Consider the following 17,115-nt stretch of genomic DNA (forward strand, 5'->3'; position numbering starts at 1 on the left):
CAATAATCGACCAAGAAAAAGACTAGGATACCTGACACCCAATCAGGTATTCTTCAAAAATACGCTTGCACTTCAAAATTGAACTCGCGTTTTAGATCTGAATAAAGCTGCAAAGAAAATAAAGCCGCTCCCATTTTTTACGCATGCAATTTGATAATTGGAAAAACGTTTCAGGTAGGCTTAGTCCAACTCTGGAATTAATTTGGGATTTATTATATAGCTATTTGCGCATTTGCGCAAATAGTGTTGTTGATGTATGATCCTAATCTATATTGCAAAAAAATCTGCAAAGCGCCTATTTATTCTCAGATAAGTTCAGATGAACTCAGATGGGTCAAGACGAGATTTGAGCAGATGTGATCGTGTTTTGATTGCGTTGCAAATCGAATCACAGAATAGACTTGCAGTATCCTGCAGCAGGACTTTAGTTCCGCAATAACCGCTTTATAGCCACCCCAAAACCTCAATGCACGCTTTGCTACAACGTCGCTTGATTTTCTTCCGCTTAGCACAGCTATTGGTGTTGCTATACGGCTTGACCTTGGGTGTCGCTATCATCTCGCCGGTCATCAATCCAAAGATACTCAACCTGGTGTGTACCAGCACTGGATATAAATTCATTGCGCAAGATGCGAGTGCAGAAAGAGTGGGGAGCGACAGCTCACCTGATACAGCGATGCAAGGGCATTTGCTTGATTGCTCTTTATGTTTGCCATCTGGAGTCTTACTCACGACCTACGATGGCATCGCTTATCGTTCCTCGCATTTGTATGCCTATCTGTTGCCGCATATTTCTGAACCTGAATTTCGTTCAGTTATTACGGCGGCGCTTCCCGCACGCGGACCTCCCACCGATATTCTGGTTTGATCATTTGATTGTTCATTGAAATTGAGTCGATTCCCGCATTCGCAGGGCAGTCGCTATTCAATCATTTGACATCGCTTTAGCACGTCGAAGACGAAGCTGAATACGCGCATCTGCGTATTCGTCTTTACCTTGGCATTCTCATGAAGTTATTTCATGCATGCCGTCAATACACAGAATATTTAAGAGTTCATTATGCGTACGCATTATCAAAAACATTTAATGGCTGCGGCCATCCTCGCTACTTTTCCTATCCACTATGTCAATGCGCAAGCACTGCCAACTGCTACGAAGAAAGATCAAGTTTTGATTCGCGCCGACAAAATTGCCGCACCCAATGTCGAAGGCGAAACCAAATCCGGTGCTGCCAGTATCCTGAGTGATACCGCATCGCTATTGCAAGATATTCCAGGCATCAGTTTATACAAGGCGGGCGGCCTTTCCAGTCTGCCAGCGTTGCATGGTTTGGCCGATGATCGCCTGCGGGTTCAGGTCGATGGCATGGATTTAATTTCGGGCTGTGCGAATCATATGAATCCTCCGCTGTCGTATATCGACCCAAGCAATGTGGGCAGCATTCAGGTGCTCAATGGCATCGCTCCGGTCAGCAGTGGAGGCGATAGTATCGGGGGCACCATTAAAGTGAATTCACCAGCACCGCAATTTGCGGATGAAGAGCAGAAAACGGTTTTGAAAGGCCAAGCCGGAGCCTTCTATCGTAGCAATGGCAAAGTCCGTGGCGCGAATCTGAATGCCAATTACGCGACCAGTGTATTTAGCCTGAACTATTCGGGAGCATTTTCTAAAGCCGATAATTATCTGGCGGCGCAAGCTTTTAAGCCACAAGGCTTGTCGAATAATGGAGAAATCATTTCCGGCCGCGAGATAGGCTCATCCGCTTACCAAAGTGAGAACCATGCACTTGGTTTTGCTGTGCGCAATACAGATCAATTGCTTGAGTTGAAGTTGGGATGGCAAGACATTCCCTTACAAGCTTTTCCAAATCAACGCATGGATATGACGCGCAATCTTAGTCAGCAAATTAATCTGCATTATCGCCAGCAAAGCGACTGGGGCAATCTTGATGCTCGGGTCTATCACGAGCACACCCAGCACAGCATGAATTTTGCCGCCGACAAGCAATACTGGTATGGAAATGCACCTGGTATGCCTATGGATACCGCCGGACATAATAGCGGTGCAGTCGTGAAAGCAGCGTGGTTAATGTCTGCGCGCGATACGATTACTGGCGGGGCAGAAGTGCAGCGCTATCGTCTAAACGATTGGTGGAACGCATCGGGCACTGGCATGATGATGGCACCGAATACCTTTATTAATATCAAAGACGGTGAGCGTAATCGGCTTGCGCTGTTTGCTGAATGGGAAGCGCAGTGGAGTCAAAGCTGGTTTAGTCAATTAGGTGTCCGTAACGAACAGGTAAACATGAACAGCGGGGAGGTCGCCGGCTACAACAATATGGCGTATGGCGATCCACATTCGGCTACATCTATTCCTGGTATATACAATCGTAGTGATCGTCAGCGTGAGGATAATAATATTGATCTGAGTGCGGTATTTCGCTTCACACCGGATAATAATTTTAGTGTTGATGGTGGCTATGCGTATAAAACCCGCTCACCCAATTTGTATGAGCGTTATACCTGGGCGAATAACAATACCATGGTGATGAATATGAATAACTGGTTTGGTGATGGCAACGGTTATGTCGGCAATCTGCAATTAAAACCTGAAATTGCGCAGACCTTAAGTGCGACGCTGCAGTGGCAAAATTTTGCCGACAGCGGCCTCGCATTAAAAGTCGCGCCATTCTATACACGGGTGCGTGATTACATCGATGCGATCGCTTGTTCGGTGCTGGCTAAAGTGTGTGCGATTCGTAAAGATGGATTTGTTAATCTGAGTTTGAGCAATCAGCAAGCTGAGTTATTCGGAGTCGATCTCACACTCGAAAAGACGCTGGCGCATTCAACTGCATTCGGAAAAATTCACACCAAGGCGATCGTCAATTATGTGCATGGAAAAAATACCCAGACCTATTCTGGCCTCTACAACATCATGCCACTGAATGCCAAATGGAGCTTGCAACAGCAACTTGAGCGTTGGACAAATATTCTGGAATGGCAAATCGTTGATGCGAAATCACATCTTTCCGGTATCCGTCGTGAATTACCTACCGCGGGCTATGCCTTAGTGAATCTGCGTACTAGCTATGAACTTAAGCATGGGCGAATTGATTTCGGAATAGAAAATTTGATGAATCGTTTTTATTATTTACCTTTAGGTGGCGCGTATTTGGGGCAGGGTGCCACGATGGGAATGGGCGTGCCATTTGGTACCACGGTTGCAGGTGCGGGGCGCTCGTTGTATGTCAGCGGAACTTTGAAGTTCTGATGAATTAGAACTTCTGAAGTTGCTAATTTAAGGCAGTCAATTTAAAACCGCCAATTCAAAACCAGATAGTTTTGAATTGGCGGAAATGGTAAGCATTATTTATATTTTGTTCTCATTTATATTTGCTTCTTATTTATTTTGTTGCTTATTTTTTATTGAGTTTGTTTGTATGTCATGTGCATAATCTGTCAAGGAAATCTCAACTGACCTTAGTTATTTAAGCATAATTAAATTAAAGAGAAGTAAGTCCTTATTTGTCATAGCCATCATCACAGTCATCATCAAAATCAGGCGGAAAAACGCGGTATGGAAATTCGAAAGATTTTGGCAGGCACTTCACTTGCAACCAGAGCCGCGTTCTTAGTCAGCACGATATTTATTCTCGCCTTTGGCGTGCTCGCATATTATTCATCTAAAATTTTTGAAGAAAATTACATCGCATTAACCAGCCAGAATCAATTGACGATGCTGCGCCATCAAGCGGATAACTTGAATCAAAAACTGATCGCAGCGCATTCCACCTTAATTAATGCGGCAAAAAATATCGATCAGGATATGCTAAACAATGAAGAGCTTTCACGTCAGTTTCTTGAGTCGCGTACCTTCTTGCAACAAAATTTCGATCAGGGATTACGTTTATTTAATGCTAAAGAACATACTTTTGTCAGTAGTCAGCGTGCTAAGGGACGGGTGGCGCTGGAAGCTTTAGAAAAGTCGAATATCATCAGAACGATTAACAACGAAATACCTCAGATTAGCCGTCCATTTGCTAATCCGTCTGACGCAACACAAACGCTGATTGCAATGAGCGTACCTATCTTCTCTCAAGATCAAAAATTGATAGGCGTGATGCAGGGTGTGTTTAATTTATTGAGTAAAAATTTCGCACAAGAACTCACGCAAACAAAAGTCGGAAAAACTGGCTATTTGTATATGGTTACGCGCGCACGGATTATGTTGATGCATCCAGATAAGAGCCGGCATCTGCAATTGTCAACTTTGCCAGGGCAAAATCTTGGTTTAGATAAAGCGATTGAAGAAAAATATGTTGGTGTGATTGAAGGTGTTAATTCGAAGGGATTACATGTACTGGGAGCCTATGCACATATTCCCTATACGGATTGGGTGCTGGCATCGAATTTGCCGATGAATGAAGTCAAACAGGCATTTAAGCAATCTTTACAATTAAACCTGACTAGTGCAGTGATCGTGTCGGTTTTATTTTTTGCGCTTATCTTCTTTGTGATGCGCAGAATTATGCGACCAGTTTCTGAGTTGACGCAACATTTGACTGATCTTGGTAATGGCAAGGCACGGCAATTTTTGCGGCATGGTCATGGTGAGATAGGCAAGATGGCGAAGGCTTACAATCAGATGTTAAAGCGCTTGTTAGAAAGTGATGAACAACGCAATGCAACTGAGTACAAGTTAATCGAACTCAATGAGTATCTGGAATTGAAAGTAGCAGAACGAACGAAGACGCTGGAAAAAACGAATCACGAGTTATTGGCGACCTTAGCGAATAATGAACTCATCACTAAAGAATTGATCCGTTCAGAAAAGCTTGCTGCACTCGGTAAATTGGTTGCTGGTATGGCGCACGAATTGAATACACCGGTCGGAAATAGTTTGACAGTCGCCAGTGCTATGGGCGATTTTGTTAAAGAATTTCAGGATGAGACTTCGGCTGGGGTTAGTCGCAGTAAGCTAGATCGTCTTATGACGCAAATCGAACAGGGGAGTCGCATGTTGCAAGCCAATCTGCATCGTGTAGCCGATTTGGTTTCCAGTTTTAAGAAAATTGCGGTTGATCAAACTGCAGAACATCACCGGAGTTTTTATTTACAAAGCATAGTGAATGACACTTTATCGACCACGAATCATTTAATCCATGACAGAGATATACAACTACAGGTCGAGATACCGGCTTCACTAGAAATGGAAAGCTACCCGGGTGCGATTGCGCAACTTGTGATTATTTTGATGATGAATGCGGTCACACATGCATTTGAAATCGGGCAGAAGGGACATATCTGGATTTCTGCCAGTGTGGATCAAGACGATATGGTGAGTTTCATCTTTAAAGATGATGGTCTTGGTATCAGTGAGGCCGATCAGGGGAAAATTTTTGATCCTTTCTTTACCTCACAGCTAGGCCGCAGTGGGAATGGCTTGGGCTTAAGTATCGCGCATAATATTGTGACGGTCTTGATGGGGGGCAGTATCGAAGTACACAGCAAACTTGGTGGCGGCAGCACTTTTTTAATGCGTTTCGCACGTCTTATTCGCTAATCTCATCACTATTTCAGATCGTCAGAAAAGCCTCTGCCTTCTCCTTCTTCTTCATACGTCACGCCATCGCGTATGTGATAAATCCGCTTAAAGGTGGGAATGATTTTTTCGTCGTGGGTTACGACGATGATGGCGGTATCAAATTGTCTGGCCATTTGATTGAGGATGCGAATCACAGCTAATGCGCGTTCGCTATCGAGTGGCGCGGTGGGTTCATCGGCTAAGATCGCTGGCGGCCGGTTGATCAATCCGCGTGCGATAGAGACCCGCTGCTGTTCGCCACCGGATAATTGTGATGGCATCGCTTTGGCGCGATGTGATACGTCGAGCGCTTCTAATAAGGCGACTGCACGTTGACGCGCTTCGGCATTCGCAACGCCTGCCAGCATGGGGAGCAGGGCGACATTATCGGTGACATCCAGAAAAGGAATTAAATAAGGTGCCTGAAATACAAAGCCGATTTTGTCGCGCCTTAATGCACGCAAATCAGCAATATTCCAGCCATCATCATAGATGACATCCTGATCTAAGATCATGCGTCCGGATGTGGGTTGGATGACCGCGCCCAGACACTTTAGTAAGGTACTCTTACCAGAACCCGATGGTCCGACTAAACCAACGACTTCACCGGGAGCGACCACCATGTTGACGTTTTTCAGCGCATGAACTGCCGTATCGCCTTCACCATAGGTCTTGGTCAGATTCTCTATCCGTATACCTTTGCCCTGTGTGTTCCAAGATTTATCCACCAATGGCCTCCGCTGGGTCTACCTGCAATGCGACACGGATTGCTAACAGGCTGGCGAGCATACAAATTATCATGACCGATAAAAAGCCCAGAATCGCATCGCCAGTTTCTAACAAGACGTATTTGGGGAAAATCGGTGCCCAAAATGTCGCCGATATTTTCCCTACCGCAAAACCGATCACGCCTAAGGCTAAGGCCTGCTGCAAAATCATCGAAGCGATAGTGCGGTTTTTCGTACCGATTAATTTTAGTACGGCAATCTCGCGAATTTTTCCTATCGTCAGGGTGTAAATAATGAAGGCAACAATCGCGGCACTGACGATGGCCAGTATCACTAAAAACATGCCAATTTGTTTGGCAGAAGTCGCGATTAATTTGGCGATCAAAATGTCCTGCATTTGTACACGAGTATACACCGTTAAATGCTTCCAGCGACGGATGGGTTCTGCAACGCTTTCTGGATCAGTGTCTGGTGTGACTTGAACCAATACTGCATTGACAGAGTTGTTGATGCTCTGTGAATTAATCACCGCAGCCAATAGATTCGGCACTCCGGGACGGTTGAGTGCAGGGTTTTGTGTGGTGCGTTCCCGTTGCCGGATGATGGCATCGTTATCTTTTAAAAATTGTGCTTCTTGCGCATCACGTAATGGGATAAAAATCATAGGGTCACCGCCAGAGGAAACCATGCGACGGGTCAGGCCAACGATTTTGTATTCATTGCGGCGGATCTTGATGGTCTCGGCTAGTTGTAAGCCCGAAGAGATGTCAGCAATCGCTTCATAGTGATTGCGTGTGATATGCCTGCCCGCTACCAAATATGCTGGCTGTCCCGGCTGCGCCGGGGCGTTCGTGATGATGCCGACTATCATCGCACGCACCTCATTGTTCAGACTGGCGGCATTGCTTGATTTGATGGTTGGCGTGGTTTTGCGAACTTGCATGGTCAGGTAAGTGACATTACTCGCCGCTGCGACCCCTGGCATGCCGAGTATGCTGCGATAAGTATCGTCATAAATACTGGAAGCCTCTGCATATGGGCCAAGCGTATCTTGTTGTACGACCCACAGATCGGCACCGCTATTATCGAGCAGCACTTTTGCATCATCCACCATGCCGCGATAGACGCCCGCCATGGTCAGGGTGACACCGATTAATAAGCCAAGACCGATGCCAGTAAAGACGAATTTACCCCAGCTATGTAATATGTCGCGACCGGCCAGGCTGATCATTTTGCGCTGCCGCTAAGTTGATCAACAATTTTAATGCGACTTGTTGCTTCTAATTTTTTGAAGCTATGGACGACGATGCGCTCACCGCCTTGCAATCCTTCTAGCACTTGCACATAACCATTTAAATCATTGGTGCCCGTTTTGACCGGCTTAAATTGCAATTTATCTTGATGGATTATCCACACACCCAGCGTGCCTTGTAAGCGCTGTAGGCTGGCATTCGGTATGACAGGCAAGATTTTTTGCGTTGGCATATCCACTGTTACTTCGACCAACTCGCCGATAGAGGGTAAGGGTTGCGGTAATTCTTCAAATGAAATTTTCGCCAGCAATTCTTCTGTCACAGGATCTGCATGTGGCTCTATCCGGCTGACATGTCCGGACACTGCGCCAGTGCGTGTATGCAGCGTGATTTGTGCCGGTAATTGCGCGCTCAATCCAAATGCGCGTTGCTGATCAAAGCGGGCATTGATCCACAGCGAGTCAGGTTCCACGACTTCCAACACCGCTTGCCCTGCTACCACGGTGCTGGCTGGATCGACCTCACGTTTCATCACGATGCCATCCACGGGTGACACTAAGCGCAGATGCGACCTTTGTCTTGCCATGCCATCGCGTTCAGCGCGGGTGCGTTGTTGTTCTTCACGTACAGCTTCGAGGTTAGCTTGCGCTGCTGCTGCATTGCTTTGTGCAATACGCAAGTCTTGCCGCTTCACTTCCATCGCTTCTTCGCTAATGACATGCGTGGGCAATAGTTGTGCATAGCGTTTTACCTGCATTTCTGCAAATTTTTTGCGAGCCTGAGTTTCTTGTACATTCGCATCGGCACTCAAAATATTCGCGCTTGCCCGTTTTACCGAGGCATCTAATGCGCGTATTTTTTCTTCCACATCCACCGGATCTATTTCAGCTAAGACTTGGCCTTGTTTAACCCGGTCTCCGGTTTGTACATCCACCCGTTTCACTCGCCCCGCAACCGTTGGTCCTATCTTGTGGGTGTAGCGCGCTTCTACCATTCCTATACCAAATAGGGCAGGACGAATCGCTCGCTTTTCAACAGTGGACACGGTGACGGCCACCGGTGCCAGCGGTCCGGCACGCATAAACACAAAGCCAAGTAACACCAGCATGACGATGATGACGGAAACGAGTCCGGCTTTTCTTCCGTATCGCTGAATTCCTTGTTTCATGTTGATCATGTTGAATTCCTGAGTCCGCGTTCGTAAATGGAAAATACTTCTGGCGCATCCAGTAAAATTTTTTGAATATTCCCCGATAGCAGAGACTGCATCACCAGACCTTGAATCGTGCCAATGAAGAGGATGGCGGCCGCTTGTGTATTAACGCTGGCGGCAATTTCCCCTTCTGACTTACCCCGTTCTATCAGCGCACGCAGGCGTTCTGAATAAGCTTGAATTAAGGTTTGTGCTAAACGCTTGGCGGGCGTCATTTCTGCTTTTTGCAATTCACCAAATAGCATGCGCGGCACGCCAGGATGCTCCACCACAAATTCAAGATGACTCATAAACATGGCATGCATTGCTTGCAGAGGCGATGCAATTCCCACCGATGCTTTATCAATTCGCCCCAACAGATGCTGACTCACCCATTCCATCACCGCTTGCCAAATCGCATCTTTAGTCGGGAAATGCCGAAACAAAGCACCTTGGGTTAATTGCATGTGTTGCGCAATTGCCGCCGTGGTGATGTCTCCCGGATTTTTGGTCGCGGCGAGTGCGATGACGGCTTCGACCGTAATCGCTTTGCGTTCATCGGCGGGTAGATGCTTGGCATGAATTTCCATGTTTTGCTTGTCCTGGTATTTGAATAAAGTAAGTAATCAGTTACTATCTTACTTGGAAAAGGAATTATTGCAAGAAGATTTTTAAGCTGTGTTCAGCTTCTTTGTGCTATCTCAAACCTGCTTAATAAGGGCATTTCACTGCTGTGTGGCTGAGACATAATGCCGTTATCAACCTCAATCAAGGAGTCATTTATGGATAAGAATTATCACGATATTACAAAATCAATTTCTGCTTCTTTGGCGACATTGCGTACCGATACGCCGGATGTGATGAAGGCTTTTTCCATGCTGGCACAAGCCGCGAGTAAAGAGGGTGCCTTAGACAAAAAGACCAAAGAATTAATTGCATTGGCACTGGGTATTGCGGCGCATTGTGATGGTTGCATAGGCTTTCACGTACAGGCTTTGATTAAATTGGGAGTAAGCCGTGCAGAATTTGAAGAGATGTTAGGCATGACGGTGTACATGGGCGGTGGACCGTCTTTGATGTATGCAGCAGATGCGCTGACTGCATTTGAGCAAATGACAGCGCCATCAGAAAATGTAAAAAGCTAGAGAAAAGCCAAAAGAAATTTGTATAGAGAATATATGCAAGATGCGCATCAAGTATGCTTGCGAAATGCGGCTTACTTACTCTGATCAGGTGACATGATGTGTGAATTATTGGCGATGTCGGGCGCTATGCTAGAACAGTTGGATTTGTCACTGCAAATTTTGGCATCGCATGGTGATGCCCAGCATGGGACGAATGATGGCTGGGGTGCTGCGTATTATCAGGACAATGATGTGGCTTTGTTTCGTGAGGCGCAAGGTGCTGGTAGTAGTCAGCTATTGGCATTTTTGCAGACACATGGCCCTGCAACTAACATCGCCATTTCCCATATACGGCGCGCCACCATGGGAGCGCGCAGCTTAGCGAATACACAGCCATTTGTGCGAACTTTGGCAGGACGTGCCCATACCTTTGCCCACAATGGAAACTTAGCGGAGATCGCGAGCAGACATTGCAATTCTGCCGGGGACTGTGCGTTTCAAGCGCTGGGCGAAACCGATTCTGAGCGGGCATTCTCTTACTTACTATTCTTGATGCAGCAACTTTGGCGGCAAGTTGCGCCAACTCTTTTGCAGCGGGTACAGGTTTTCCGCCAATTTTGTACAGAGATGCGTGAGTTGGGACCGGCTAATTTCTTGTATTCGGATGGTGAGTTTTTATTTGTCCATGCGCATAAAAGAATCCAACGTGAAGCAGGTATCATTGCGCCTCCTGGTCTGTGGATATTAGAGCGCCATTGCCCCTTGATTTCGGCAATGCCTGAAATCGATCATTCCAGCATGAGACGCGATGTTAGTTTGGTGGCGAGTGTGCCTTTGACGCAAGAAGCCTGGCGGCCACTTGAAGAAGCAGAGATACTGGTTCTGCAAAATGGCAAACCTTTGTTGTTACCGTCTTAGCTAATATCCTGAGTGCATCGTCGTTAGCCATCAATTTTTGCTTATTTTATTGCTTCATCATTTCATTACTGAGAGTTCATTTTGAATGCATTTCAATTAGGCCCTTTCCTTTTTTCTGCGCATGTCATTCTGCTCATTATTTCCGTGCTCATCGTATTTAGTCTGGCGGAGTATTTAGGGAAGAAAGAGGGGGTTCAAGTTGAGAAGGCGCTTTGGATAGTCACGCTAACGGTAGTGCTGGGCGGCCGGATTCCTTTTGTTATCTCTTACTTCCCTATGTATGCAGATAAGCCTTTAAGCATTTTGGATATTCGTGACGGTGGTTTCATCTCTACGACCGCGATATTGGGTGGATTGATCACCGCGTTTATTTTGACGCGCTATGTAGCGAAGTTAAAAAAGCCCTTATTTTCTGCTCTATTTTTGGGCGCTGTGGTGTGGAGTGGCGGCACACTTTTTTTATCCTCGCAAAGTCCCGCAGCAGGCTTGCCTGTTTTGAGCTTGGCAACGATAGAAGGAAAGCAGCTAAGCACAGATCAATTTCGCGGGAAGCCCGTGGTCGTCAACTTATGGGCGACCTGGTGTCCACCATGCAGACGTGAAATGCCAGTGTTGCAAGCCGCGCAAATGAATAATCCTGACATCGTGTTTGTTTTTGCAAATCAGGCAGAAAGTTTGGAAACGACCACAAATTATCTCAATAATGAAAATTTGCATTTAAAAAATGTGCTACTCGATAGCAAAGCGGAGTTTGCACGAATAACCGGGGCGATTGGTACTCCCACCACCTTGTTTTATGATCGCCACGGCAAATTGATTGATAGCCGGATAGGAGAATTATCTGCTGCCACGCTTGAGGATTTTCTAGGCAGATTACGATAAATCAGATTTGAATGTCAAAACGCACTAGATAGAAGTAACTTCTATTCTTGGAAGGAGAATTGGCACCGACATTCTTGCATGCTGAACGAAGTGAGGCAGAGAGCTTTTCATTACATTGTTGAGTGAATTAATTCTTTCCGTTTTGTTTCTATGATTTTCTCAATGTCGCCAGATCTTTTCATGCGTTTTATTTCGGTACTGATATCTTTTGCTAAGTGGGCTGAGCTTTGATTTAAGTATATAAATAAATCTTTTGTGCCTAAAACGGATGACCTAACATCATTGACTAAATTTAATCGCGCCAACATTATCTCGCCATCAATATCGGTCGTAATCACGACATCAAAACGATCCGCGAACAACATGGTAAAAAGATTTTTTGAGTCAGAAACAGTTTGCACATTTGTGAAGCCTCGAACGATATCCAAACTGTGTTGGACGCCATGTATATGACCAATACGCAATTTTTCCAGATCTTTTATTGATTGTATTTTGAAAAGGCTATTTTTCTTGACATAAGCTACACTGGTTAGGTGGTAATAAAAAGGTTTAACTTGCGTCAGTTCTGGATGTCGCTCGCCATAGCTATTAATGCGTGCAATTTCGCCAGATAAATGTAAATTTCTGTTATACATGGTGGCGCGTGCAGGAGGTAATGCCTGTATTTGGACAGATAAGTTAATGTTTTTCATTACCGCTAAAAAAATTGCCTCGGCCACTTCTTGCTCGGGCAATTTTTCATTTCGTCCAAACTGCAAAAGTTGCGCTTGAGCGGCCACACTCCAATGTAGTGAAATAACTATCACAGCAAATAGTATGACTCGAGTGAGCATCATGAATGTGATTCAACATCTTCGTTGTTTAGTCAGTCGATTGTACATTTACAATTGCATGCTGCCGGAAATGGAATTGGCAGGTGCTGTGATAAAACAACATAGTGCAATCGGTTGATAAGTTATTTTGACTGCTTAAATTATGTGATCACGGAATATTAATGTGATGATGCTTTGCTGACTTTTGTAGCCGCATCAAAGCCACCTTTTGCGCGCCATTCATCCATGCCCCCTTGCAAGATCAAGACGTTTTCCCATCCCGCGAGGCGCAATGCAAATCCTGCTTGTGCAGACAACGAACCACTATTGCAATAAATCAGTACAGGCTGGTCTTTAGGAATACTGCCGCGTTTTGCCAACACCTGACGCCACTCAATATTGATCGCGCCGGGGATATGATCTTTCGAGAATTGTTTGGCATCGCGCGCATCAATCAGTACAAATTTTTTCCAGTCATCTTTCGGTATTTGTTCGGCGAAAATAACACCACCGCCATACTCAACAAACTCGAGATAGGCTTCCATTTCATCTGTCAGAATTTTTTTATTATCCGCGTAGACCGCGTTGCTCAAACCTATACTGGCGCAGCTCAACAGGAGGATAATTTTTTTACGAATTTCTATGGATTTCATGGAGTACTTTCTGATCGAGTTAGGTAGATGACGGAGGTGTTGTTCGTGCAGGATTGAGTCGCGGATGAGTTTCTTCACCGTAGTACCAAAGCAGCCCGCCAGAAGCAAACATTGCAAGTGCGACAAATACGAATGCAGCTTGAATCTGCCCGGTAAAATGCGCGGTCAGGCCTAATCCTAAGGCACCGATGCCGTAACCGAGATCGCGCCAAAATCGATAAATGCCGATCGCCGATCCGCGCCAGGCCGGATGGGAAATGTCAGCGACGGCCGCAGATAGATTGGGGTAAAGCAGAGCCATACCAAAGCCTGAAAGCGCCGCTGACATCGACCACCACCATACGCCTTCACCTGTGATCATGCTGAGCACACCGAGGCCACAAATCCACATGCCCCAGACATTCGGGCGATGCCGGCCTATGTGGTCAGATAGTTTGCCGGTGAATAATTGGGCGCTGCCCCAGACTAAACCATATATGCCGATGATCCAGCTGACATGCGGCAAGCTCAATCCTTTTTGATAGAGAAATACCGGATAAAAAATCCACACCAGTGCATCGACGAATTTTTCTACTAAGCCCGCCTGACTTAAGGCCATCAAGCGCTTATCGCGCCAGCTCATTAACAGAAATATTTCTTTGGTACCGGGATTGGAAGAAACCTTGTCAGGGTAGCGAGGCCGCAGAGTGTGCGTATTGCCTGCGGCATGTTTCAATGCCTCGAGTTTTGCCCATGGCAAGGTATCTTGCGCCCACAATAGTGTGAAAATGATCGCTGTAGAAATAATACTTAAGCCGAATATGAGCAAACCAAATCGTGCACCAAAATGACTTGCAAGGTAGGCAGTGATGACACCCGCTAACGCGACGCCAACATATCCTGCAAATTCATTTAGACCCAGAGTCAGGCCACGTTCTTCTATTTTGGTGATGTCTAGCTGCGAGGTCTGTGTCATCGACCAGCTTAAACCTTGGTTGATACCTAATAAGACCGTCGCTGCGACTATCCAATTCCAATGTGGGGCATACCAAATCATCACAGGAATTGGCAAGGCAATTAACCAACCTGCAAGCAAGACTTTCTTTCGACCTATTTTTTCAGATAGACGTCCTGCCACAAAATTCATGCTGCCTTTAACTAGGCCAAATGCCACGACGAATGAGCTGAGTAAAAGGAAGGAGTTTTTCGGCACAGAAAAATCGGATTCTGCTAATGCCGGTATCACTGTACGCGTCATGCCTATAGTCAAACCCACCATCAATACTTGTAGTAATTGATGTGAAAATTGTGCGAGGTTAGCGCGTATGCCGTGATCTCTGTGCATGGAATTAGGAGGTAATATTGATACTGTAGTGGAGTGATAATGGCGCATTGCTATTGGCGACCTATTAGTCATCATTCTCATCGCTCAAAATCAACCGCGATTCAATTCAGACAGCAATCATTATTTGAAGTTTTTTTAACCGCCGATGTAGGACATTTCTAGCTTTTTTCTATCAGTATTTTCTTTGGTTGCGACCTGATTATGACGAATCGCAGAATATTGATCTGCTCTATCTTCCCAGACTTGTCGAATGAATTGCTTGAGCTCTTGATCCACATCTGCAGTCTCATGGTTACGGATAATTCGCCGCAAATCGTGACCTTCAGTTGAGAATAGGCAGGTATAAAGTTTTCCTTGGGTTGATAAGCGTATCCGAGAGCATGAGTGACAAAATGCCTCACTAACGCTTGAGATAAAGCCAATTTCACCTTTGCTATCTCGATGTTTCCAGCGTTTGGCAGTTTCATTTGGACTGCGCGCATCTAATGCCATTAGCGGCATCCCTGCATCAGTCAATATTTGAATGATTTCTGAACTGGGTAGGACTTGATCTAGTTTCCAGGCATTCGATGTTCCAACATCCATAAATTCGATGAATCGCAATTCGTGTGACTGATTTTTAAAGTACTGCGCCATGGGAATGATTTGCTCGTGATTAACACCACGCTTGACCACCATATTAATCTTGAGTGGTCCAAATCCTGCCTCGCTAGCGCTATGGATGCCTTCGAGAACGGTGTTGACAGGAAAATCAACATCATTCATCTGCTTAAAAATTGTGTCATCAAGTGCATCGAGTGAGACCGTAATTCGGCTTAGCCCAGCTTCTCTCAAGGCACTTGCCTTTCTTTTCAACAGGGCACCATTGGTTGTCAAGGCTAAGTCAATTTCTTTGCCATCTGCTGTGCGCAATCGACTTAGCATAGCAATTAAGTCCTCGATGTTTTTGCGTAAGAGGGGTTCGCCACCGGTAAGTCGAATTTTCTTGACACCATGACTAATAAAAATTTTTGCTATACGAACGATTTCCTCGAAGTTCAGTATTTCGGTACGTGCCAGGTAGCGATAGTCTTTCGTAAAAACTTCTTTGGGCATGCAGTAAGTGCATCGAAAGTTGCACCGATCGGTGACCGATATGCGTAAATCATGTAGTGGTCTCGTCAATTGATCTGAAAGCGATCCTGTTGAAGGCAATGCCCAAGAGGCTAGATCTTGTTCCCATTGCTTTCGTCGGAATGGGCTAATTAAAATAGGAATGATTTTGGAGGACATGATATTTAATGAAATTCCTTCTGTTTTCTAGATGCGAGCCAACCCTGTTAAGTATTTATTGAGCTGAACATTGCGTCTTCCTATTTTCTTAAGTCTGTTATTGCTTTTTTATTAAATCTAATCTGTGAAGGTTCTAAATTTTTAAATGAATCATTGCCTTGCACTAATTCGAGTCTATAATCAAGTATATACCTAATTAATCATATAAAGATGTATCGCTATGAGTGAAAATCTATTGAAGACAAAAGAAGATGAACTGTTTGAGGAGGTTGCCAATCATTTCTTTCTCTTATGTGAGCCGACCCGACTGAAGATATTAAATTCTCTCTGTAAAGGTGAAAAATCTGTAGGGGAAGTTGTTACCGATGTTGCGTCAACACAAGCGAATGTGTCTCGACAAATTGGTTTACTTTATAGGGGAAAAATTCTTGCAAAAAGAAAAGATGGTACCCAAGTTTTTTATAGAATTGATGACCAGCGCACACTTGTGCTTTGTCAGTCTGTTTGCAGTGAAATTTCTGAACGTATAGGCATAGTTTCGGTGGCTCTTTTGATGGATGAAGAAAAATCATCGTAGTTTTGTGCTTTTAGCGTAATTTGAAAGCGGGCAATTAAATCGATTGCCCGCTTTTTTTCACGCTAGAAATCGCCTTGCGAACCTTTTTCCATCATTTTCCAAATCGTTTCACGCACCTTCATTGCGTCTGCAGCCAAATCAGGCGGTAATTTGCGACCCATTTTGATCATCATGTCCATATTCAGGGTGTACATCCACAATCCATCTTCTTTCTCCACGACAGAAATCCGGCAAGGTAAATAAGCAGCCATATGGGGGCTGAAGTCGACCATTTTTCTCGCAGTAGCCGGTGAGCAATACGAATATACTTTTAAAAATTTCTCTTTTTTACCAGAACGTGCTTCAAGTTCTTTAGATAGGGGGAGTTCACCCACCGATCGCATATTGTCTTCGACGGCAATACTTTGTAGAGATTGTTCGATTTGCTCTATGGTTACGCCGTCTTTGACCTTACGTTCCCACGTCGTGGCAACTGCAATATCGCCTTTTGAATCGACCCAGCGATCCCACATTTTCATTGATTCAGATCCTGCACCATCTGCCAAATTATTGACCGCACTGATTGTGCCGCAGCCCGTCAAAAGAGCACTTGTTAGGATAAGTAGCCCAGTGCATTTAGTTATTGTATTAAATTTCATTTATAGGTCTCCAGTGTGGTGATGGGGGCGATTCTAATATTTCTATTGAACAGAAATCTCGTCCAAATATCACTCTATCGCTATTTAGTTATTTAGTAAACTTAACTTGATGCAGTTAAGCAACACTAGAAAACGAAATAAACCACGACAAT

Annotated in this window: 16 protein-coding genes; 7 read left to right on the forward strand and 9 right to left on the reverse strand. The window is 45.1% G+C overall.

Features of this window, described 5'->3' with window-relative positions; all coding sequences use genetic code 11:
* Positions 1–466: 466 nt before the first annotated feature.
* The 3 genes from AC1RR2_RS05240 to AC1RR2_RS05250 all read left to right on the forward strand — a co-directional run bounded on the left by AC1RR2_RS05240 (position 467) and on the right by AC1RR2_RS05250 (position 5,569).
* Positions 467–868 (forward strand): hypothetical protein, encoded by a 402-nt coding sequence (locus tag AC1RR2_RS05240; protein WP_493221247.1) that lies wholly within the window; start codon positions 467–469, stop codon positions 866–868.
* 192 nt (positions 869–1,060) lie between these two features.
* A complete protein-coding gene (locus tag AC1RR2_RS05245) occupies positions 1,061–3,277 on the forward strand; it encodes a TonB-dependent receptor (RefSeq protein WP_493221248.1) in 2,217 nt (738 codons plus the stop codon).
* A 306-nt stretch (positions 3,278–3,583) separates the two neighbouring features.
* Complete coding sequence (locus tag AC1RR2_RS05250) at positions 3,584–5,569, forward strand: sensor histidine kinase (RefSeq protein ID WP_493221249.1); 1,986 nt, start codon at positions 3,584–3,586, stop codon at positions 5,567–5,569.
* A gap of 8 nt (positions 5,570–5,577) precedes the next feature.
* Here the strand turns inward: AC1RR2_RS05250 and AC1RR2_RS05255 are convergent, their stop codons facing one another.
* From AC1RR2_RS05255 to AC1RR2_RS05270, 4 genes are read right to left on the reverse strand one after another with little or no spacing between them, the layout of a single operon-like run.
* Positions 5,578–6,318: an ABC transporter ATP-binding protein gene (locus AC1RR2_RS05255; protein ID WP_493221250.1), complete on the reverse strand. Its 741-nt coding sequence runs from the start codon at positions 6,316–6,318 to the stop codon at positions 5,578–5,580.
* A complete protein-coding gene (locus AC1RR2_RS05260; protein ID WP_493221251.1) occupies positions 6,311–7,549 on the reverse strand; it encodes an ABC transporter permease in 1,239 nt (412 codons plus the stop codon). Before AC1RR2_RS05260 ends, AC1RR2_RS05255 begins: the two co-directional genes overlap by 8 nt.
* The gene (locus AC1RR2_RS05265) at positions 7,546–8,748 is read right to left on the reverse strand and encodes an efflux RND transporter periplasmic adaptor subunit (RefSeq protein WP_493221252.1); all 1,203 of its coding nucleotides are present in this window, start codon (positions 8,746–8,748) and stop codon (positions 7,546–7,548) included. Before AC1RR2_RS05265 ends, AC1RR2_RS05260 begins: the two co-directional genes overlap by 4 nt.
* Positions 8,745–9,353 (reverse strand): TetR/AcrR family transcriptional regulator, encoded by a 609-nt coding sequence (locus AC1RR2_RS05270; protein ID WP_493221253.1) that lies wholly within the window; start codon positions 9,351–9,353, stop codon positions 8,745–8,747. The genes AC1RR2_RS05265 and AC1RR2_RS05270 overlap by 4 nt, the downstream gene beginning before the upstream one ends.
* Positions 9,354–9,545: 192 nt before the next feature.
* Here AC1RR2_RS05270 and AC1RR2_RS05275 point away from each other — a divergent pair, with 192 nt between their 5' ends.
* From AC1RR2_RS05275 to AC1RR2_RS05285, 3 genes are all read left to right on the forward strand, one after another.
* A complete protein-coding gene (locus AC1RR2_RS05275) occupies positions 9,546–9,908 on the forward strand; it encodes a carboxymuconolactone decarboxylase family protein (protein ID WP_493221254.1) in 363 nt (120 codons plus the stop codon).
* A gap of 96 nt (positions 9,909–10,004) precedes the next feature.
* The gene (locus AC1RR2_RS05280; RefSeq protein ID WP_493221255.1) at positions 10,005–10,805 is read left to right on the forward strand and encodes a class II glutamine amidotransferase; all 801 of its coding nucleotides are present in this window, start codon (positions 10,005–10,007) and stop codon (positions 10,803–10,805) included.
* Positions 10,806–10,886: 81 nt separating this feature from the next.
* On the forward strand, positions 10,887–11,687 hold the full coding sequence (locus AC1RR2_RS05285) for a prolipoprotein diacylglyceryl transferase family protein (protein ID WP_493221256.1): 801 nt from the start codon (positions 10,887–10,889) through the stop codon (positions 11,685–11,687).
* 110 nt (positions 11,688–11,797) lie between these two features.
* Here AC1RR2_RS05285 and AC1RR2_RS05290 read toward each other — a convergent pair whose 3' ends face one another.
* From AC1RR2_RS05290 to moaA, 4 genes are all read right to left on the reverse strand, one after another.
* Complete coding sequence (locus AC1RR2_RS05290; RefSeq protein WP_493221257.1) at positions 11,798–12,523, reverse strand: substrate-binding periplasmic protein; 726 nt, start codon at positions 12,521–12,523, stop codon at positions 11,798–11,800.
* Between the two features lie 155 nt (positions 12,524–12,678).
* Positions 12,679–13,152, reverse strand: a complete 474-nt coding sequence (locus AC1RR2_RS05295; RefSeq protein WP_493221258.1) for a rhodanese-like domain-containing protein — start codon at positions 13,150–13,152, stop codon at positions 12,679–12,681.
* Positions 13,153–13,171: 19 nt separating this feature from the next.
* Complete coding sequence (locus tag AC1RR2_RS05300; protein WP_493221259.1) at positions 13,172–14,476, reverse strand: MFS transporter; 1,305 nt, start codon at positions 14,474–14,476, stop codon at positions 13,172–13,174.
* A gap of 135 nt (positions 14,477–14,611) precedes the next feature.
* Complete coding sequence (gene moaA / locus AC1RR2_RS05305) at positions 14,612–15,748, reverse strand: GTP 3',8-cyclase MoaA (RefSeq protein WP_493221260.1); 1,137 nt, start codon at positions 15,746–15,748, stop codon at positions 14,612–14,614.
* Between the two features lie 220 nt (positions 15,749–15,968).
* Between moaA and AC1RR2_RS05310 the strand changes: the two genes are divergently transcribed.
* Entirely contained in the window at positions 15,969–16,325 is a 357-nt protein-coding gene (locus AC1RR2_RS05310; RefSeq protein WP_493221261.1) for an ArsR/SmtB family transcription factor, read from the forward strand.
* A 62-nt stretch (positions 16,326–16,387) separates the two neighbouring features.
* On the opposite strand, the gene AC1RR2_RS05315 is transcribed toward AC1RR2_RS05310, so the two are convergent.
* A complete protein-coding gene (locus AC1RR2_RS05315) occupies positions 16,388–16,963 on the reverse strand; it encodes a DUF302 domain-containing protein (protein ID WP_493221262.1) in 576 nt (191 codons plus the stop codon).
* Positions 16,964–17,115: the final 152 nt, after the last annotated feature.

The sequence above is a fragment of the Undibacterium sp. GW821-FHT11H02 genome, from assembly GCF_058808015.1.

Bases quoted from the DNA above. Each gene is read 5' to 3' on its own strand.
- AC1RR2_RS05275 (WP_493221254.1), top strand. From the start codon at position 9,546: ATGGATAAGAATTATCACGATATTACAAAATCAATTTCTGCTTCTTTG.
- AC1RR2_RS05310 (WP_493221261.1), top strand. From the start codon at position 15,969: ATGAGTGAAAATCTATTGAAGACAAAAGAAGATGAACTGTTTGAGGAG.
- AC1RR2_RS05290 (WP_493221257.1), bottom strand. From the start codon at position 12,523: ATGATGCTCACTCGAGTCATACTATTTGCTGTGATAGTTATTTCACTA.
- AC1RR2_RS05280 (WP_493221255.1), top strand. From the start codon at position 10,005: ATGTGTGAATTATTGGCGATGTCGGGCGCTATGCTAGAACAGTTGGAT.
- AC1RR2_RS05295 (WP_493221258.1), bottom strand. From the start codon at position 13,152: ATGAAATCCATAGAAATTCGTAAAAAAATTATCCTCCTGTTGAGCTGC.
- moaA (WP_493221260.1), bottom strand. From the start codon at position 15,748: ATGTCCTCCAAAATCATTCCTATTTTAATTAGCCCATTCCGACGAAAG.
- AC1RR2_RS05245 (WP_493221248.1), top strand. From the start codon at position 1,061: ATGCGTACGCATTATCAAAAACATTTAATGGCTGCGGCCATCCTCGCT.
- AC1RR2_RS05265 (WP_493221252.1), bottom strand. From the start codon at position 8,748: ATGATCAACATGAAACAAGGAATTCAGCGATACGGAAGAAAAGCCGGA.
- AC1RR2_RS05315 (WP_493221262.1), bottom strand. From the start codon at position 16,963: ATGAAATTTAATACAATAACTAAATGCACTGGGCTACTTATCCTAACA.
- AC1RR2_RS05250 (WP_493221249.1), top strand. From the start codon at position 3,584: ATGGAAATTCGAAAGATTTTGGCAGGCACTTCACTTGCAACCAGAGCC.
- AC1RR2_RS05260 (WP_493221251.1), bottom strand. From the start codon at position 7,549: ATGATCAGCCTGGCCGGTCGCGACATATTACATAGCTGGGGTAAATTC.
- AC1RR2_RS05240 (WP_493221247.1), top strand. From the start codon at position 467: ATGCACGCTTTGCTACAACGTCGCTTGATTTTCTTCCGCTTAGCACAG.
- AC1RR2_RS05270 (WP_493221253.1), bottom strand. From the start codon at position 9,353: ATGGAAATTCATGCCAAGCATCTACCCGCCGATGAACGCAAAGCGATT.
- AC1RR2_RS05300 (WP_493221259.1), bottom strand. From the start codon at position 14,476: ATGCACAGAGATCACGGCATACGCGCTAACCTCGCACAATTTTCACAT.